Source organism: Pseudomonas chaetocerotis (genome assembly GCF_015712105.2).
Lineage (GTDB): Bacteria > Pseudomonadota > Gammaproteobacteria > Pseudomonadales > Pseudomonadaceae > Aquipseudomonas > Aquipseudomonas chaetocerotis.
The window spans coordinates 1-17,592 of record NZ_JACFYX020000006.1; the positions used below are offsets into that span (position 1 = coordinate 1).

General features: G+C 62.3%; 17 protein-coding genes and 1 pseudogene. 7 read left to right on the forward strand and 11 right to left on the reverse strand.

The window, feature by feature from the left end:
• Window positions 1-34: 34 nt before the first annotated feature.
• A complete protein-coding gene (gene tyrS, locus H3221_RS11710) occupies window positions 35-1,234 on the reverse strand; it encodes a tyrosine--tRNA ligase (RefSeq protein ID WP_196474613.1) in 1,200 nt (399 codons plus the stop codon).
• Window positions 1,235-1,415: 181 nt separating this feature from the next.
• Between tyrS and H3221_RS11715 the strand changes: the two genes are divergently transcribed.
• Both H3221_RS11715 and H3221_RS11720 read left to right on the forward strand, forming a co-directional pair.
• On the forward strand, window positions 1,416-2,843 hold the full coding sequence (locus tag H3221_RS11715) for a peptidoglycan DD-metalloendopeptidase family protein (protein WP_196474614.1): 1,428 nt from the start codon (window positions 1,416-1,418) through the stop codon (window positions 2,841-2,843).
• Window positions 2,844-2,846: 3 nt separating this feature from the next.
• Window positions 2,847-3,938, forward strand: coding sequence for an anhydro-N-acetylmuramic acid kinase (locus H3221_RS11720; RefSeq protein WP_196474615.1), 1,092 nt, complete (start codon window positions 2,847-2,849; stop codon window positions 3,936-3,938).
• A 50-nt stretch (window positions 3,939-3,988) separates the two neighbouring features.
• On the opposite strand, the gene erpA is transcribed toward H3221_RS11720, so the two are convergent.
• The 4 genes from erpA to argC form a co-directional block, all read right to left on the reverse strand.
• On the reverse strand, window positions 3,989-4,339 hold the full coding sequence (gene erpA / locus H3221_RS11725) for an iron-sulfur cluster insertion protein ErpA (RefSeq protein WP_160019897.1): 351 nt from the start codon (window positions 4,337-4,339) through the stop codon (window positions 3,989-3,991).
• Between the two features lie 72 nt (window positions 4,340-4,411).
• Complete coding sequence (locus H3221_RS11730; RefSeq protein ID WP_196474616.1) at window positions 4,412-4,822, reverse strand: bactofilin family protein; 411 nt, start codon at window positions 4,820-4,822, stop codon at window positions 4,412-4,414.
• A complete protein-coding gene (locus H3221_RS11735; RefSeq protein ID WP_224490574.1) occupies window positions 4,812-5,555 on the reverse strand; it encodes a DUF6776 family protein in 744 nt (247 codons plus the stop codon). Before H3221_RS11735 ends, H3221_RS11730 begins: the two co-directional genes overlap by 11 nt.
• Entirely contained in the window at window positions 5,552-6,586 is a 1,035-nt protein-coding gene (gene argC / locus H3221_RS11740) for an N-acetyl-gamma-glutamyl-phosphate reductase (protein ID WP_196474617.1), read from the reverse strand. The genes H3221_RS11735 and argC overlap by 4 nt, the downstream gene beginning before the upstream one ends.
• A 135-nt stretch (window positions 6,587-6,721) precedes the next feature.
• Here argC and hemJ point away from each other — a divergent pair, with 135 nt between their 5' ends.
• From hemJ to H3221_RS11765, 5 genes are all read left to right on the forward strand, one after another.
• Window positions 6,722-7,150: a protoporphyrinogen oxidase HemJ gene (gene hemJ / locus H3221_RS11745; protein ID WP_017675639.1), complete on the forward strand. Its 429-nt coding sequence runs from the start codon at window positions 6,722-6,724 to the stop codon at window positions 7,148-7,150.
• A gap of 10 nt (window positions 7,151-7,160) precedes the next feature.
• Window positions 7,161-8,123 (forward strand): NAD(P)H-dependent flavin oxidoreductase, encoded by a 963-nt coding sequence (locus tag H3221_RS11750; protein ID WP_196474618.1) that lies wholly within the window; start codon window positions 7,161-7,163, stop codon window positions 8,121-8,123.
• A complete protein-coding gene (locus H3221_RS11755) occupies window positions 8,120-9,382 on the forward strand; it encodes an alanine racemase (RefSeq protein ID WP_196474619.1) in 1,263 nt (420 codons plus the stop codon). Before H3221_RS11750 ends, H3221_RS11755 begins: the two co-directional genes overlap by 4 nt.
• Before the next feature lie 125 nt (window positions 9,383-9,507).
• Window positions 9,508-10,470, forward strand: coding sequence for a DUF805 domain-containing protein (locus H3221_RS11760; RefSeq protein WP_196474620.1), 963 nt, complete (start codon window positions 9,508-9,510; stop codon window positions 10,468-10,470).
• A 9-nt stretch (window positions 10,471-10,479) separates the two neighbouring features.
• A complete protein-coding gene (locus H3221_RS11765; RefSeq protein WP_196474621.1) occupies window positions 10,480-11,268 on the forward strand; it encodes an SDR family NAD(P)-dependent oxidoreductase in 789 nt (262 codons plus the stop codon).
• Window positions 11,269-11,276: 8 nt separating this feature from the next.
• On the opposite strand, the pseudogene H3221_RS11770 reads toward H3221_RS11765, so the two are convergent.
• The 6 genes and pseudogenes from H3221_RS11770 to H3221_RS11795 form a co-directional block, all read right to left on the reverse strand.
• Window positions 11,277-11,720 (reverse strand): annotated as a pseudogene (locus H3221_RS11770) (AAA family ATPase); the annotation flags it as partial.
• 87 nt (window positions 11,721-11,807) lie between these two features.
• Window positions 11,808-14,597: a phage tail protein gene (locus tag H3221_RS11775; RefSeq protein ID WP_196474622.1), complete on the reverse strand. Its 2,790-nt coding sequence runs from the start codon at window positions 14,595-14,597 to the stop codon at window positions 11,808-11,810.
• Window positions 14,587-14,826, reverse strand: coding sequence for a hypothetical protein (locus H3221_RS11780; RefSeq protein WP_224490576.1), 240 nt, complete (start codon window positions 14,824-14,826; stop codon window positions 14,587-14,589). Before H3221_RS11780 ends, H3221_RS11775 begins: the two co-directional genes overlap by 11 nt.
• Complete coding sequence (locus tag H3221_RS11785; RefSeq protein ID WP_099481865.1) at window positions 14,823-15,065, reverse strand: hypothetical protein; 243 nt, start codon at window positions 15,063-15,065, stop codon at window positions 14,823-14,825. Before H3221_RS11785 ends, H3221_RS11780 begins: the two co-directional genes overlap by 4 nt.
• 9 nt (window positions 15,066-15,074) lie before the next feature.
• Window positions 15,075-15,896, reverse strand: a complete 822-nt coding sequence (locus H3221_RS11790) for a phage BR0599 family protein (protein WP_196474623.1) — start codon at window positions 15,894-15,896, stop codon at window positions 15,075-15,077.
• Complete coding sequence (locus tag H3221_RS11795) at window positions 15,886-17,592, reverse strand: hypothetical protein (protein WP_196474624.1); 1,707 nt, start codon at window positions 17,590-17,592, stop codon at window positions 15,886-15,888. Before H3221_RS11795 ends, H3221_RS11790 begins: the two co-directional genes overlap by 11 nt.

The window sequence follows — 17,592 nt, forward strand, 5'->3', positions numbered from 1 at the left end:
GCAGAATGCACGTCAAGCAGAAATTGCAGTTTTATTACTCGGACTTGAGGGCGATGCGCGCAAAGGCCTTTTTGCCTGCCTGGCAGACGTGAACCGCCCCCAGCTTGAACAGGAAGGTGCGATCAACCACCTCACCATCGACGCGCACACCGCCCGAACCCAACAGGTCACGAGCAACCGCGGCATTCTTCACCAGGCCTGCCTTATTAAGGACGGACGAGATCGGCATATCTTCAGTCGAGCGCAACTCGATCTCTGGCAGATCTTCCGGCAGTTCGCCATCCTTCATGCGGTTACCTGCGGAGCGATGCGCATTGGCAGCAGCTTCTGCACCATGGAAACGCGCAACGAGCTCTTCAGCCAGCTTGATCTTGATGTCACGCGGGTTCGCCCCCTGCTCGACATCACGCTTGAACTGCTCGATCTCCTCCATGGAGCGGAAGCTGAGCAGCTCGAAGTAACGCCACATCAGCGCATCGGGCATGGAGACGAGCTTGCTGTACATCACACCCGGCGCTTCCTGGATGCCGACGTAGTTGCCTAGCGACTTGGACATCTTCTTCACGCCATCGAGACCTTCCAGCAACGGCATGGTGACGATGCACTGCGATTCCTGACCATAGGCGCGCTGCAACTCGCGCCCCATCAGCAAGTTGAACTTCTGATCGGTACCGCCCAGCTCGACATCAGCCTTGAGCGCCACGGAGTCGTAGCCCTGAACCAGCGGGTAGAGAAACTCGTGAATGGCGATCGGCTGGTTGCTGCTATAACGCTTGTCGAAGTCATCACGCTCGAGCATGCGCGCTACGGTGTACTGCGACGTCAGACGAATGAAATCGGCAGGCCCCATCCGATCCATCCAGGTGGAGTTGAAGGCCACCTCGGTCTTGGCCGGGTCGAGAATTTTGAAAACCTGCTGTTTATAGGTCTCGGCGTTATCCAGAACCTGCTCACGTGTCAGCGGCGGACGGGTAGCGCTCTTGCCGCTGGGGTCACCGATCATTCCGGTGAAGTCGCCGATCAGGAAGATCACCTGATGACCGAGCTCCTGAAACTGACGCAGCTTATTAATAAGGACGGTGTGACCGAGATGCAGATCCGGCGCGGTAGGGTCAAAACCCGCCTTGACCCGCAGCGGCTGACCACGCTTGAGCTTTTCGACCAGCTCAGCCTCAACCAGAACCTCTTCTGCACCGCGCTTGATCAGCGCCAGCTGCTCTTCGACCGACTTCATGACAGAACCCGCAACCACTGGAAATTGAAAGGGAACCAACCATACAAGATCGCGGACTAATTACAAGTTTTGCCCAGGGTAAGCGCCCTGAGCGTCCGTTCGGCATGTCAAGGGTTGCCCCAAGCCGATTTTGGTTATATTTTATACAGTTAATGCATATTCCAAGAAAACGCCTCACGCCATGACGCAAAATATCCCCAAAGCCCCGCCCTACCCTAAAAGCCATATCCTGGCTGCTAGCGGTGTAGCTGCGCTGCTGAGCCTGGCTCTGCTGGTGTTTCCTTCGCGTGAAGTCGAAGCGCAGAAAACCTTTCTCGACCTAGACCTCGGTAACGATACCGAGCAGGTGCTGCAGGAAAAGGACGACCTCCGAGCGGGACAGCCAGTGCCTGGCGCCGCTTCGCCCTTCGCCAAGATCGAGCAAAGCGCGAACACCGTAGAGAACAGCGCAGAAGACGCTGACAAAGACCGCCTAGAAACAGCTGACACCACTCCTCCTTCCGACCCCAACCACCACAACATCACGGTCAGCAATGGCGATACGCTTTCTACTGTATTCGCCAAGGTTGGTCTGAACGCCAATGATCTGCACGAAGCCCTCAATAGCAGCAAGGACGCCAAGCAGTTCAGCCGTCTCAAAGTGGGCCAGGTGCTGGACTTCGAGCTGAACGAAGATGGCAAGCTGAAGAGTCTGCAGAGCAAGCTCAACGATCTGGAAACCATTCGCCTCAGCCGTACCGATAAAGGCTTCGACTTCGAGCGTGATCAGATCAAGCCTGAGGTGGTCACCGCATACAGCCGCGGCGTGATCAACAGCTCGCTGTTCCTCTCCGCCAAGCGTGCCGGCCTGTCGCACAGCCTGACCATGGACCTGGCCAACGTGTTTGGCTACGACATCGACTTCGCCATGGATATCCGCGAAGGTGACGAGTTCGAGGTGATTTACGAAGAGAAGGTGGTGAACGGCAAGCCCGTAGGCACCGGCAATATCCTTTCGGCGCGCTTCACCAATCGCGGCAAGACCTACACCGCCGTGCGTTACACCAGCAAACAAGGCACTACCAGCTACTACAACGCCAATGGCGAAAGCATGCGCAAGGCGTTCATCCGCACTCCGGTGGACTTCGCTCGCATCAGCTCGCGCTTCTCCACGGGTCGCAAGCATCCGATCCTGAACAAGATCCGTGCACACAAGGGCGTCGACTATGCCGCGCCACGAGGCACGCCAATCAAGGCTGCCGGTGACGGTCGCGTAGCACTGGCAGGCCGTAACGGTGGCTACGGCAATACCGTGATCATCCAGCACGGCCAGCGCTATCGCACCCTTTACGCACACATGCAGGGTTTTGCCAAAGGTGTTCGCAACGGTGCGAACGTCAAACAAGGCCAGATTATCGGCTATATCGGTACTACCGGCCTCTCCACCGGCCCTCACCTGCACTATGAGTTCCAGGTAAACGGTGTACACGTCGATCCACTCAGCCAGAAGCTGCCGATGGCAGACCCCATTGCAGCGAGCGAGAAACAGCGCTTCATGCAACTGAGCAAACCGCTGATGGCACGCATGGACCAGGAAAAGGCCACCATGCTAGCCGCCAACCAGCAGTAAGCCGTGCCCCTCTATATTGGCGTGATGTCCGGCACCAGCCTGGACGGACTGGACATCGCGCTGATCGATCAGGATCAGCGTCCTCACCTTCTCGCCACGCTCTACCGCCCCATGCCAGAACAACTGCGTAGCGACCTGCTGGCGCTGTGCACCTCTGGACATGATGAACTGGCACGCGCAGCCATTGCAGAACAACACTGGGTCGAACTGGCCGCTGCCGCTGTCAACGAACTCCTGCAGCAACAGAACCTGACCGCGCAGCAGATTCGCGCCATCGGCAGCCATGGCCAGACGGTGCGCCATGAACCGGCGCGCGGCTTCACCATCCAGATCGGCAACCCTGCGCTGCTGGCCGAGCTTACGGGCATTTGCGTGGTTGCAGACTTCCGCCGGCGCGATGTTGCCGCTGGCGGTCAAGGGGCTCCTCTGGTCCCAGCCTTCCACCATGACCTGTTCGGCAATAGCCAGCGGCAGGTTGCCGTGCTCAATGTCGGCGGTTTCAGCAATCTCAGCCTCCTTTCACCCGGCCAGGAGGTTCTGGGATTTGACAGCGGCCCTGGCAACGTTCTGCTCGATGCCTGGATTCAGCATTGCCAGGGCCTGGCCTATGACCGTGACGGTGCCTGGGCATCCAGCGGCAAGGTAGACAGCGCACTGCTGTCGCGACTACTGAGCGATCCCTTCTTCGCCACCCAGGGACCGAAGAGTACCGGTCGTGAACTGTTCAACCTCGACTGGCTGCTTGGCCATCTGCAAGCATCGTCGCGACTGGCCAGCGAAGACGTTCAGGCCACCCTGGTAGAACTCACCGCATGCAGTATCGTCAGCGCCCTACGCAACGCGCAGGCTCACACGGATGCTCTGCTGGTGTGTGGAGGTGGCGCGCACAACGCTTGTCTGATGAAGCGCCTGGACGAGATGCTGGCTGGAACCGAGGTGAGCAGCACCGCAACCGAGGGCGTAGATCCGGACTGGGTCGAAGCCATGGCCTTTGCCTGGCTGGCACATTGCGCACTTGAAGGCATTGCTGGTAATCGCCCGAGCGTGACCGGGGCCAAAGGCCTGCGCGTGCTCGGCGCCATCTACCCGGCCTGAAAACGAAAACGCCGCGCATCGAGCGCGGCGTCTGTCATCAGGCGATGCATTCAGATCGAGAAGGACGACCCACAACCACAGGTGGTGGTGGCATTGGGGTTCTTGATCACGAAACGCGAACCTTCCAGCCCTTCCTGATAGTCGACCTCGGAGCCAGCCAGATACTGGAAGCTCATGGCATCGACCACCAGGCTCACGCCTTCGCGCTCGACGATGGTGTCATCCTCGGCCACGTCCTCATCGAAGGTAAAACCGTACTGAAAGCCCGAGCAGCCACCGCCCGTGACGAACACGCGCAGCTTCAGGCGCGGATTACCCTCTTCATCGACCAGGTTCTTCACCTTGCTGGCCGCGCCTTGGGTAAAGTGCATGGGGGCAGGGGTGAAGGTTTCGACGCTCATTCTGGACTCCCGGCGCCATGCGCCATACTGCTTTGGGCGTGCATTATCCGCTTGCCCTACAAAATTGGTCAACTATTGCTCGATTTCCAGCATAGCGGGAAGCTCGAGTGGCCGCTCACCATCCTTGATATGACAGAGACGCCCCTCGATCTGCGCCCCCATGGCCATCTCCATCAGGCCGTAATGCAGGTTGCCGCGAACCCGAGAGCGTGAACCCAGCTCAAGATGGCCACTGGCAAACACATCACCATTCACCTCTCCGTCGATGACTATATGGGGTGCCCGTATCTCACCTTCAACCAGACCGCCTGCACTGACGCGCACCAGCCCTTCGGTAGCCAGTAGATTACCGGTGACCCGACCATCCACTTGCACCGCACCCTGAAAGCGCATGTCGCCTACCAGCTCGGCGCCAGCAGCAATCAGGCTGGTCTTGCCGCTGAAGCGCTGCAAGTCGGGTTTGGTCTTGTCTTTACTCCACATGGGTGGCTATCGCTCCTGATTCTATCCATTCAAATGTACGGCTCAGCGGCTTGTCGCCCTCAACCTCCGCCTGAACCTTGACCTGATGTGGCTCGAAGCCCTCAGGTAGCTGTAGCTCGCCGAAACGACCCGCTCCAGGGAAGGACTGGAAGTGCTTGAAGGAGAACGCAATGCTGTTCTCGCTCACTTCGTCGGACAGCGCCGCCAGCTCCAACGTGGCCGGCTTACCGTCCTGCAGCCCTTCGACAGTAATACGCAAATGCCCCTGCAAGGCCTTATCACTGGTACCGACTCGACTCAGCAGCAACTTGTAGCGGAATCGCTGCGACACGTCCGTGGCTTGCAGCTCAAAGGCGCGAATTCGAATACCTTCACGACGACTGGCAGGTGCCAGCACGCCTTTATAGAAGGCCAGATCCTGCTGCTGCTTGAAGATCTGCTCTTCCAGCAGCTTGATGGTGCGACGATTCTGCTCCATGGCCTGCTGCGTGACCTTGTCGCTACTGCCGACCACGGCCAGGCGCTGGCGCAGCAACTCCAGCTCCTGCTCCTGTTCGGCAAGGCGAGTCAGCAGCGCCTGCGTATCCGCGGGCGCCTGCTGAGGCTGTGCCTGCGGCCAGTACCATCCCAGGGCAAAAGCCGCTGGCAGGGCAAGCACCAGCAGCAGTTGCAGCCAACGACGCCTGCGCTCGCGACGGGGATCGCTGAGGCGGACCTCCCAGCCCGGTATCACGGCAGCAGGGCCGCATGCGACAAGCCGAGACGCTCGTCGAGACCGAAGAGGATATTCATGTTCTGCACCGCCTGGCCGGAGGCTCCCTTGACCAGGTTGTCGATCACCGACAGCACCACCACCAGGTCGCCGCCCTGCGGACGGTGCACGGCGATACGGCAAACGTTGCCTCCGCGCACGCTTCGGGTTTCCGGATGGCTACCAGCCGGCATCACATCGACGAAGGGCTCGCCGGCGTAACGCTTCTCGAACAGCGCCTGAAGATCGACCGAGGTATCGGCCACGCGTGCATAGAGGGTCGCGTGAATGCCACGAATCATCGGCGTCAGGTGTGGGACGAAGGTCAGGCCGATGTCACGGCCTGCAGCCTGACGCAGCCCCTGACGAATTTCCGGGAGGTGACGGTGGCCCTTGACCGAGTAGGCCTTCATGCTCTCGCCGGCCTCACAGAACAGCGAGCCGACGCTGGCGCCACGGCCGGCACCACTGACACCGCTCTTGCAGTCGGCGATCAGGCTACCGGTTTCAGCCAGTCCGGCTTCGAGCAGTGGAATCAGCCCCAGCTGGGTAGCGGTCGGGTAGCAGCCGGGTACGGCGATCAGGCGCGCATTCTTGATCGCCTCGCGATTGACCTCGGGCAGACCGTACACCGCCTCTTTCAGCAGCTCAGGGGCGCCGTGCGGCTGGCCGTACCACTTGGCCCACTCATCGGCGTCCTGCAAACGGAAGTCAGCGGAGAGGTCGATTACTCGCGTACCAGCAGCGAGCAACTCACCAGCCAGCGCATGTGCCACGCCGTGCGGGGTGGCGAAGAACACCACGTCACAGGCGCCCAGGGTGGCGACATCCGGCACACTGAACGCGAGTTCAGGGTAGTGGCCGCGCAGATTGGGGTACATCTCGTCGACACGAAGGCCGGCCTCGGAACGGGAAGTGATCACGGTCACCTCTGCCTGCGGGTGTTGCGCCAGCAGACGCAGCAGTTCGACACCGGTGTAGCCCGTGCCGCCGACGATACCGACCTTGATCATCACATGCCCCTTTGCAAAAGCCATTGGAAAGTTGCCGATGATAAAGCCGCATCGGCCAAGCTCCAACCGCAGAGGTGACGCAGACCGTCAGCTGCCTCTACTATCGAAGCCATTTTTTCAGCGCGGGAAGCGAAAATGCTCTATCTCTGGCTAAAAGCTCTGCACATCATCGCCATGGTCTGCTGGTTCGCCGGCCTGTTCTATCTGCCGCGTCTGTTCGTTTATCACGCCATGAGCAGCGACGCCGCCAGTCACGAACGTTTCTGCATCATGGAGCGCAAGCTGTATCGCGGCATCATGATCCCCTCGATGATCGCCACACTGGGCCTGGGCATCTGGTTGCTCAGCCTCAACTCGGCGTACTACTTCACGCAAGGCTGGATGCACGCCAAACTCACGCTGGTGGTGGCTCTGGTGATCTATCACCACCTCTGCGGCGCCCAGCTCAAGCGCTTTGCCCGCGGAGAGAACAGCCGCAGTCACGTGTTCTATCGTTGGTTCAATGAAGCGCCGGTTCTGGCCCTGCTGGGCATCGTCATTCTGGTCGTCGTCCGCCCCTTCTGAGGAGTTCGCCATGTCTCTGCCTGCCCTGCTCGAACAACGCCTGCGTCTGCCCCTGGTCGCTGCGCCGATGTTTCTGGTCTCCAACCCGGCGCTGGTCAGTGCCTGCTGCAACAGCGGCATCGTCGGCAGCTTTCCGGCGCTGAACCAGCGCGAGAGCGCCGGTTTCGCCGCCTGGCTCGACGAGATCGAAGCCAGCCTTGCAACTGACGCCGCACCCTTCGCCGTCAATTTGATCGTACACAACAGTAATCCGCGCCTGCAGGCGGATCTGGCCATCTGCGTCGAACGCCGCGTGCCCATCGTCATCACCAGCCTGGGCGCGGTGAAGGAAGTGGTCGATGCCGTGCACAGCTATGGCGGCCTGGTGTTCCATGACGTGACCACTCGCCGCCACGCCGAGAAAGCTGCCGAGGCTGGCGTGGATGGCCTGATCGCCGTGGCAGCCGGAGCTGGCGGCCATGCCGGTACCTGGAGTCCCTTCGCCCTGCTGGCCGAGATTCGTCAGTTCTTCGACAAGACCGTGCTGCTGTCCGGCTGCCTCAATCACGGCCATGAAATTCTCGCCGCGCAGCTGCTCGGCGCCGACCTGGCCTATATGGGCACCCGTTTCATCGCCACGACCGAGAACAACGCGTCGGCCGATTACAAAGCGATGATTCTCGGCGCACAGGCCGCCGACATCATTCACACGCCCGCTGTGTCCGGTGTGCCGGCCAGCTTCATGCGCCAGAGCCTGGAGCAGGCCGGCTACGACCTGAAACAGCTGCAGAACAAGGGCGATATCAACTACGGCGAGAAACTCAAGCCGATGGATGAAGAAGCCAAGGCCTGGAAAACCGTCTGGTCGGCCGGCCAGGGCGTTGGCGGCATCGACGACCTGCCTTCGGTGCAGGAGCTGGTAACGCGACTCGACCACGAATATCGCGCCGCACTGACACGGAGCCAACAGCTGGGGCAACGCTGGCCGCAATGAAACGTCGCCACCTGCTGGGGCTGGGCGCGCTCGGCCTGCTCGGCGGCTGGGCGCTGCGTCCGAACGATCACAGCCGCGAGCATGACGCCTACTTCGCCGAGCTCAACCGGCAACTGCAGCGCGATGGCGAGGGCATCCCCATCCTGCTGCTCGATCTCGATCGGCTCGACGCCAACGCCGACCTGCTGGCAGCACGGCTAGGTAGCCGCCTCCAGCTGCGCCTGGTCGCCAAGTCGTTGGCCAGCACCGGTCTGTTGGAATACCTGGCCAAGCGTCTGCAGACCCAGCGTTTCATGGTCTTTCATCAGCCGCAACTGAATCGCCTGGCCAGGAGCTTTCCCCAGGCCGACCTGCTGCTTGGCAAACCCATGCCGGTCGCCGCCGCGCTGAACTTCTATCGCCAGCTTGCGCACCACCTGGATTTCGACCCCGACCGCCAGGTGACCTGGCTGATCGACAGCGAGCAGCGCCTGATGGAGTACGCCGAACTGGCCAAGGCACTGGGGCGACCGCTGCGCATCGCACTGGAAATCGACGTCGGCCTGGAACGCGGCGGTTTCGCCACCCCGCAGGCGCTGGCTCAGGTACTGCAGCAGCTTCGCCAGCAGCCGACACTGCAACTACAGGGGCTGATGGGTTATGACGCGCATGTCGCGCACAGCCCGCCCTGGCAGAGTCAGCGGCGAGCATTCAGCGAGACCGATGCGCGTTATCGACAATTCATCAGCAACGCTGAGGGGTTCAGCGATCTTTGGCCAGCAAAGCCGCTGCTCAACGGTGCAGGCAGTCTGACCTACCTGCTGCACAGCCAGCAGGAGACTTCGCTCAATGAAGTCGCCGTCGGTTCCGCCCTGCTCAAACCCGCAGAGTTCGACACGCCACTGCTGGAGGAACATCAGCCAGCCTTGTGGATCGCCAGCCCCGTACTCAAGGTGGTCGACGGCGCCCTGCCCTACCTGCAACCGCTCCAGCCCCTGATCAGCGCCTGGAACCCCAACCGACGGAACGCCTACTACCTCTACGGCGGTCGTTGGCCGGCGCAGCCCGTCTCGCCGGCCGGGCTCGACTATGACGAATTCTATGGCCGTAGCGCCAATAAGGAGCGCCTGATCGGCGGTGAAGGCACACAACTGACGAGCAACGAGTGGGTATTTCTGCGCCCAGCGACCAGCGAAGGTGTGCTGGGCGATTTCAGCGAAATACGTCTACTACGCCGCGGCCAACTGGTCGGCCGCTGGAGCACAATAGGCAGCGCCTGAAAAATAGCCATGAGTGGCGCGTCAGGCCGCTTGTATATTGGCCTCGCGGCACTCTAGGCTTATGCCCGCCCGCTGCTCAACGGGCGTTTCGCTCACCTCTACTTCCCGCCGACAAGGAAGCTCGCATGAATCAACCGCGCTACAAGATCGTGTTCGACGGTCAACTGATGCCCGAGGCATCGTTGGAAATGGTCAAGACAAACCTGGCCCGCCTGTTCAAGAGCGACCTTGCTCGTATCGACAGTCTGTTCAGCGGAGCGCCGGTGGCGCTCAAGCGTGATCTGGGCGAAGGCGAGGCGGAGCAGTACCTCAACGCGCTGCAAAAGGCGGGCGCCAAGGTGCGCAAGGAGCTGGATCAGGCCGCCAGCCTTAGCCTGGTGCCGACCGAAGCCGAAACCGAGCAGGCTGTGGAGGCCGCTACATCGGACATGACCTGCCCCAAATGCGGCCATGAGCAAGCCAAGGCGAGCGAGTGCTCCGCCTGCGGCATCATCATCGACAAATACCTTGCCCGCCAGGCACAACTGGCCGAAGCCGCTCCTGCCCCAGCCCCCGTCGCAGTGACTGCATCGCCCTATGCACCGCCACAGGCAAATGTCGCCGAGCAATTGCCGCAGTACTCCGAGCTCAAGGTCCTCGGCGTCAGCGGCCGCATCGGCCGCGTGCGTTACCTGGGCTGGCTGATGGCAATGACGCTGTGTTTCATCCCGATCATGTTGGTCGGTACCGGCCTCGCCGCGATGTCGTCGACCCTGGCCATGTTGGCGCTGGGCATCGTCAGTATTGCCGCGGTCGTGATCGGCATCTTCATCGGCGTGCAGCGTCTGCATGACATCGGTTGGTCCGGATGGCTGCTGCTGGTGCACCTGATCCCGGTCGCCGGCAGCGTATTTGCCCTGCTGCTGCTGATCATCCCCGGCACCCAAGGCGTCAACCGCTACGGCCCACCACCGCCCCCCAACAGCACTGCAGTCAAGGTGCTGGCCTGGTTGTTCCTGCTGGTACCAGTGACCGGTATCGTCGCCGCCATCGCCATTCCCCAGTATCAGGGCTATGTCGAGCGTGCCGCCGAATATCAGGAGCAGTAATTCCCGACCATGCGCAGCTATGCATTGATCACCGGAGCGTCCAGCGGCATTGGCCTGGCCTTGGCCGAAGCGCTGGCACGCCGCGGGCGCAACCTGATTTTGGTAGCGCGCCGTCGTGATGCCCTGGAAAGCATCGCCTGCGAGTTGGCCCAGCGCTTCGGCGTCGACGTGCTGTTTCGTCTCTGCGACCTGAGCGAGCCGCTACAATTGTCCGGCCTGCTGCTGGAGCTGGAAGAAGGCCAGTGGCATGTCGATCTGCTGGTGAACAACGCCGGCCTCGGCTGCGCCGGTCCATTCCTGGAGCAGGACTGGAGTCGCGAGCTGGAGCAGTTGGAAGTCAACGTGCTGGCGCTGACCCGCCTGTGTCACACACTTGGTCAGCGCATGGCCGAGCACGGCAGCGGGCAGATTCTCAACGTCGCCTCGGTCGCGGCCTTCCAGCCCGGCCCCTGGATGAGCAGCTACTACGCCAGCAAGGCCTATGTGCTGAACTTTTCCGAGGGTTTGCGCGAAGAGCTGAGAAGCCGCGGCGTGCGTGTGTCAGTACTCTGCCCCGGCCCGACCCGCAGCGCCTTTTTCCGTGCAGCACAGATGGACGTCACGCGGATTGCCGGCAGCAAGCTGATGATGAGCGCCGAGGAAGTGGCGCTGATCACCGTTCGCGCACTGGAAAAGAACCGCGCCATCATCATTCCCGGCTGGCGCAACCGCCTGCTGGCCCTGAGTCCACGCCTCGCGCCGCGCTGGCTGGTACGCAAACTCAGTGGTCGCCTGACCCGCCCCTTCACCGGCGCCTGACCGGGTGCTCAGCCGGCATTGACCGTGCGCCCATCGGCCCACTCCCGCAACGCCGTCAAGCGCTCGGCCATTACCACCGACAGCGGCGCCGTGCTCTGCAGCGCACGCAGCAGCAACCCCTGATCGACCGCCTGCTGCTGCGCCTGACCTGCGTACAACGCGCTGACCACTGCCTGCTCGATCTCAGCGCCAGAGTAGCCCTCGCTGGCAGCAGCCAGTTGCGCAAGATCGAAGCCGCCTGGCTCCAGTTCACGGCGTTGCAGGTGGATACGGAAGATGTCGGCACGAACCTCGGCACTGGGCAGGTCGACGAAGAACAACTCGTCGAAGCGCCCCTTGCGTACCAGTTCCGGCGGCAGACGGTCGATGGCATTGGCCGTGGCCACCACAAACACCGGTGCCTTGCGCTCGGCCATCCAGGTCAGCAGGGTGCCGAGCACACGCTGGCTCACGCTGTAGCGCCGCGCGAAAAATCACCGCGATGTGCGCGATAAACCTAGATCAAGCCACGTTACCAATACGGCAAAGGAATTGCCAAATCACGCTGGCTTGATCGCAATGGTCGCCGCCACCCACTCCTCACTCGCCGCCATGGTGAACGTCGCCGGATCGATGTTCGCCACCCTCAACGCCAGAACACACGAAGCAGCCGAGCACGTGGTCGTGCCGGTACCGCTCGGCGTGTAGGTCTGCCCTTCAATCCATGGCCACCCTGTGGTCGCATCATCGTCATCCGCCCCATAGGCCGCGATCCAGTAGGTATCTGCCTCACCCCAGCTCGGCGCCAGGTTGGGCGGGTTCGGGGACACGCTCGCGCCGGTGGCCACAGCGATCGCGGGTGCGACTGCAGCATCGAAGGTACCGGCCTGAAAGCGATGAACCTGGGCCGCAGCGTGCTCTGCAGTACTGGTGACCATGTCAACGGTGGTTCCATCCTCGGTGCCGGCGGCCAACTTCCAGTACCAGCTAGAGCGCACCTGGGTGCCGCTGAGTGTGGTGTTGAGCAGCGTCCAGCCTGCGGGCGTGACCACTGTTGCGTTGCCATCGTTGACGAAGTGCATCAGCAGCAAGTCGCCAGGCTCTACCACTGCTGGCATGGCAACCAGGTGCGCGGTCGTATCAGCACCAAAGGCAGTTGGTGTGACGCTCAAGCGGATAGGCGGTGCAGTGACCAGGCCGAGGCGCGCGACAGTAATGTCGTGCGCCTGCAGGCTGTACACACCGCCCCGCACAGAATCAACGACCACGCGCAGCGGGTTGAAGGGGCCACCGTCACTGATCTCGGTACCCAGGAGATAGGTGTACGAAGTGCCGGGCTGCTGAACCGTGCGGCGCAGCGTAGTGCCGCTGTAGAAGCGGAACCGGTACTCAGTGCCAGCCTCCGGGCCGATATCGCCCTGCAGCGTGTCGATCAGCTGATCGGCCTGCAGGAGTCGGTCACGGTGCGAAACGCTGACGGTAACCTCGCCGGTGACCTCGGTCGGGTAGCTCGCGCCGTTAAGGCGAAGATTGCCGGGCGGATACGGCAAGGCCTGGCGGCCAACCAGGGCCAGCGTGTCGGTACCGGCCAACTCGGGAGCCAACGTGCCCGAGCTGGTGACGGTGCGTAGCCGGACCTGGACGCTCACCCCGGAGGAGTACTCGGTGGGGTCTTCACCCACGTAGTCCTCAAAGAACCATACCCGTGCCCCGGCGCTATGGGCAGCCGGTACGGTATCCACACAGCCACGGGCGATAGTCACGATGAGCGTTTCCAGATTGATCGCGTCGACCCGCACGATCTCATTGTCGAGCAGCGCCGCGCTGCCCACCTCAACCAAGTCCAGGTTGTCAGGGGCACTGAGCTGGATGCTTGTGGCCGTAGACGAGATGCCGGCGACCAGCAGCCCGGTTGGGCAAAAGTCCCCAGGGCCAACACGAACATACGCGGCCGAGCCCACTCGCGATTCGACCGCAAACCCCAGCGACAGGGATGTTGGCTTGATGGCCAGGGCGGCGATAAAGGCCGTGGTCTGGTCGACCAGGTTGAGGTTGGCCGCGTCGATGGTCTGCACCAGGTCGCGCCAGGTGACCTCTGTCAGCCTGCGAATTGCCACTGGTGCCGGGGCAGTATCTGGCGGTACCCAGCCGCCAGGCTGGGGCGGCGTCATGCTGGTGGCTGGCAGGCCGAACACGTCCTGCACGGCCGTGATAGTGATCTTGCCATCAGCCAGGGTGCCGTCCTCGAAGCGCCCGGCCCTGACCACCATCACCTCGATGCCCCGGCTCAGGCTGCGGATACGGAACGGCGCCCCGGGCTTGATGTTGCGCCCGCGCCTGTCTAGCTGGACCTTGAAGCGCTTCAGGCCGATCGACCGCGATCGGAGATCGCGCACCGCCACCCGGCCCGCCAGCTCAGCAGTGGGAATACCGGGGTACTCGATGGTGACAGACAGCTGCTGGCCGGCGGCCTGGATAGCAGCCAGGCTGCGCTCACGCTTCTGCCGGTTGGAGTTGTCGATCGGATTACGCCACTTGATGATGACTTCGTTGGCGGCGCCGGCCGTGGCCGAGTTGTCGTCTTCGGTAATCGAAAGCAGGCCGCTGTCCTCGTCGAACAGCGGCAGCGACTCGGGATCGTAGTCGTCACGCACCAGGGTCAGCTCAAACTCGCCGGTCTGGCGGCTGACGAACAGGTTGCCGCCGATGTGATCGAGCACGTGGCTGACGAACGTCGAGAGGCTGTCCTGACGCACCCAGCGCAGGCACAGGCCGAAGCCTTCAGCGTGCAGCACGTCGGCGGCCGCCCGAAACGACGCATCATTGAGGCGGCTGCGATCCATGGCGCCCCCCCAGTCACGGTTTGTCAGGCACTCATAGATGATGTGCGCCGGGTTCATCGCCTTGATCGCACCGGACGCCATCTCGATGATGCAGCGCTCGGGGTACCAGACCGCGCCGTCCCAGCCCTTCAATGCACGCCGAACGCGCATCTTCCAGGCCTTCGGGTACGGGTTCATGCTGGTGACCAGGCCGTCATAGAACAGCGTGCAAACGCCACGGAAAGCCGGTACCAGGCCACCAAGCATCGCAGCCAATGAGGCGTTAACCGGCTGATCCGCCGCGCCCATCATCACGTCAAGGGAGCCACTGATGCCGCCTTCACCATCGTCACCGCCGAACAGCTCGGGCGCGTTGATGCTGATGCGCTGGTTGCTGGTGACGCTGCCGGTCCAAGCGCGCTTGCCGCCAACCTCGATCGCAACCAGCTCGTCGATCGCCTTGCCGATACCCATGTGGATGCCGAACAAATAGCGATAGCCAACCTTGATGGGTTTCTTACTGCCCATTACCCACCTCCTGACGCGCGAACTCGACCAGGTGCAATGCCATGGCATCCCCGGTGGCAACCAACTTGCTGGCGGCAATGCCGCCATCGCGCACAATCTGCGCCCAGTCCAAGCCGTACTTGGCCGCCAGGGCGCGCCCGCCCTTATGACAGAAACCTGGCCGGCTGCCGTAACCCGGCACGCTGTGCATGTGCTCGAGCGTCACAAACAGCTCATCGTCGCTAATCACTTCTTACCACCCTTGGTCTTGATGGGCTGGGTGCGGTAGTTGCCAACGCCGAGCACCATCCAATCCGGTGTCCAGTTGTCGCCGAAGAACACGCACTGCGAAGTGCCCTCTTCGGCCTGCGGGAAGCTGAAGTCCTCGAACGCCACCGGCTTTGGGGCCGTAGTCTTGGGGCGGTTCTTGTACGAGACGTAGGCACTGATCGCCATGATGGCGATATACGCCCAGGTATACGGGTCCATGACTATCTCCTAGAAAACCGGGTCGCCATCGAACGGCGAACGGCCTGGTTGGTGCAGGAAGCCGCCATAGTTGAGGCGGTTGTCGTATCGCCCATTACAGATCGGCATGGTTTGGTCGCAACCGGGGTAAACCCGCAGCGTCTGGCCAGGCTGCAGGCCGGCTGTACCGCCCAGCAGCACCAGGTTGCTGCCGCTGTGCCGCTCGATGCTGCGCATGTCGTACTCGCCGGAGCCGACCGGCCACTCGACCCATCCGGCAGTGAAGTAGCCATCGGGATAGCCAGCGAAGGCGCCGTTGATGATCGCCGCACCGGTGATGCCCTGGATCAAGGCCGAGATGCGGTAGAGGTCACGATTGACGCCGCACGCCACGCTGTAGAGAGCGTGGTGACAGGGTCGCTCCCAGCCTTGCCGCAGCCCCTGCATCGTCATGCGTGCGGAGAGCGGCTGGCAGACCAGTTGTGCCTGGTCACGCTTGGGCCAAGAGACGCTCTGAATGCTGCCGACCCAACTCACTACCTGCTCGGATTCGCCTTCGTGCCGGTCGAAGATGGTCAGCGCAATCTCGCTGGAAGGCGGCACACCACGAAACAAGCTGGCGACCTCCAGATCGGCCGGCGCGGTGATCTTCAGCAGCTCGACGCTAGCCTCACCTGTCTGCCGGATGCCGTCATCCGCTATACCGCCACGCACGCTGCGGAAAATCTGAGTGCCAACGGCGCGGTCCCGATCGCTACTGGTGTACAGCCAGCGCAGCACGCCACGGGCAAACTGATAGTTGCGATACGGCGCGCCGTCATCCAGCGAGAACTCGCGGCTATCAAAACTCATCGTCACGCTCCTCGCGAAAAGCCGTTGCCCAGGCAGCAACGCCTTCGCTGTCTGTCATGTGCTCGATATTCTGGGTATCGCTCTCGAAGCGCATCAGGTTCATCCAGCTGATTCGAGCGACGTCTGCAGGCTGCAGATCGCTGCCCAGCGCAGCATCCAGCGCCAGGCGCTCGGTCTGGCCATCCAGCTCGGTGGCGCCGATGATCCGGCGCATCAGCACCGTGCCATCCCAGCGCTCAATGCGGATGTCGCGGCGCCCTGGCTTGCCGTTGCTGAAGCGCGTGTAACCGATGTTGGCGACGTCGATGGTGGTGGCCACCGCCGTGGCAGGCGCCAGCAGCGTCAGGTCATCCATATGGGTCGGTACCCACACCACCTTTTGCCGGCCGTCCATGCCGTAGATGAACGAGCGCACCAGGGCGCGGGCCTCCCGGCCGAGGTCAAGATGGCGCTGGCCGAGCACCTGCAGGGCGCGTCTGGCGGTATCGGTGATCAACGGCTGGGCAAAACCGCTGTCCAGCGTCGAGCGCAGGCGCTGCGCAGCATGGGTGAGATTCTCGCTATCGTCCGGCCGGCGATCCCAGACCGGGCGCCCTCTATATAAGGTGGCGGGCAACCACTTCGGCCAGTCGCAGACCTCGACCACCAGGAAACGAACCTCGGCCTCGAATAGCCGGTCGGTCAGCTTGTTGAGCGATGGCTCCTCGAGCAGCTGAGCCGAGCGAGCGGGATACAGGCGCGACCCGGCCGGCCAGGCCAGCTGGGTGTTGCGCTTGAGCTGCAGGCCTTCGGGAAGTACTTCGAGGATCTCCAGCGTCTCCGAAGTGAAGGCATCCTCGCCACGCAGCATAGCCAGGCCGCCGTTGCGGAAGTCGAGCCATTGGGTGCTGCAGGGGATGAAGTCGACCTCTGCGGCAATGCCGGCATCGAGCAGTTGGATGTCGGGCCAGATCGGAATCGACCAGATGCGATCGCTCCAGCCAAACAGCGCGAGATCGAGCAGCTGACGCTCACGACCCTCGGCATACATTGCGCCATTGAACTCACGACGCGGCGAGCCGCGCAGCTTGCGGCGCTGGCTGACACCGGACTCACTCTGCAGGATATCAGTGGCGGCCGTGAGCCCCTCGACGATGCCGTCGCCCCAGTCCGGCACGAAGGTCCACGCGATGATGCGGTTGGCGGTGATGCGTAGGCCAGCCTCGCGACCGTTGTCGAACTCCCAGGTAACGACGGTATCGAGCACCGGCTGGCCATCCGGGGTGACGGTGAGCTGCCAGGTCAGTTCCTTAAGAGCCGGAAACAGCAGTGGCGGGCTGGGCTGGCCACTGACCAGCACGCCTTCGTCCGTGCCGTCGATATCGACCAGTGTGCGGGGCTCCAGGAATGCATTCCACAGGAAAACGTCCTGAGTCTGTGCGGAGACGACGTTACCCAGGTCCAGCTGCTGTGGGCTGATATGGATGCGGTGATAGAAGTCAGCGCTATAGCAGTTGACGCTGATCGCACTGATGGCCTGCCTGTTGGCCTCTACCGGCCAACTGGTGATGAGCTGGGCCCGAGCGCAATCGGCCACTGCGGACTGCCCACCGGGCCAGCCGACAATTCCATCGAGCTGCTCCAGGTCAGCGCTCAACATCGGGTTGTGTGAGGGATTCAGCGGTGCCTGACTAGAAAACGCGCTAATGACAGCCAT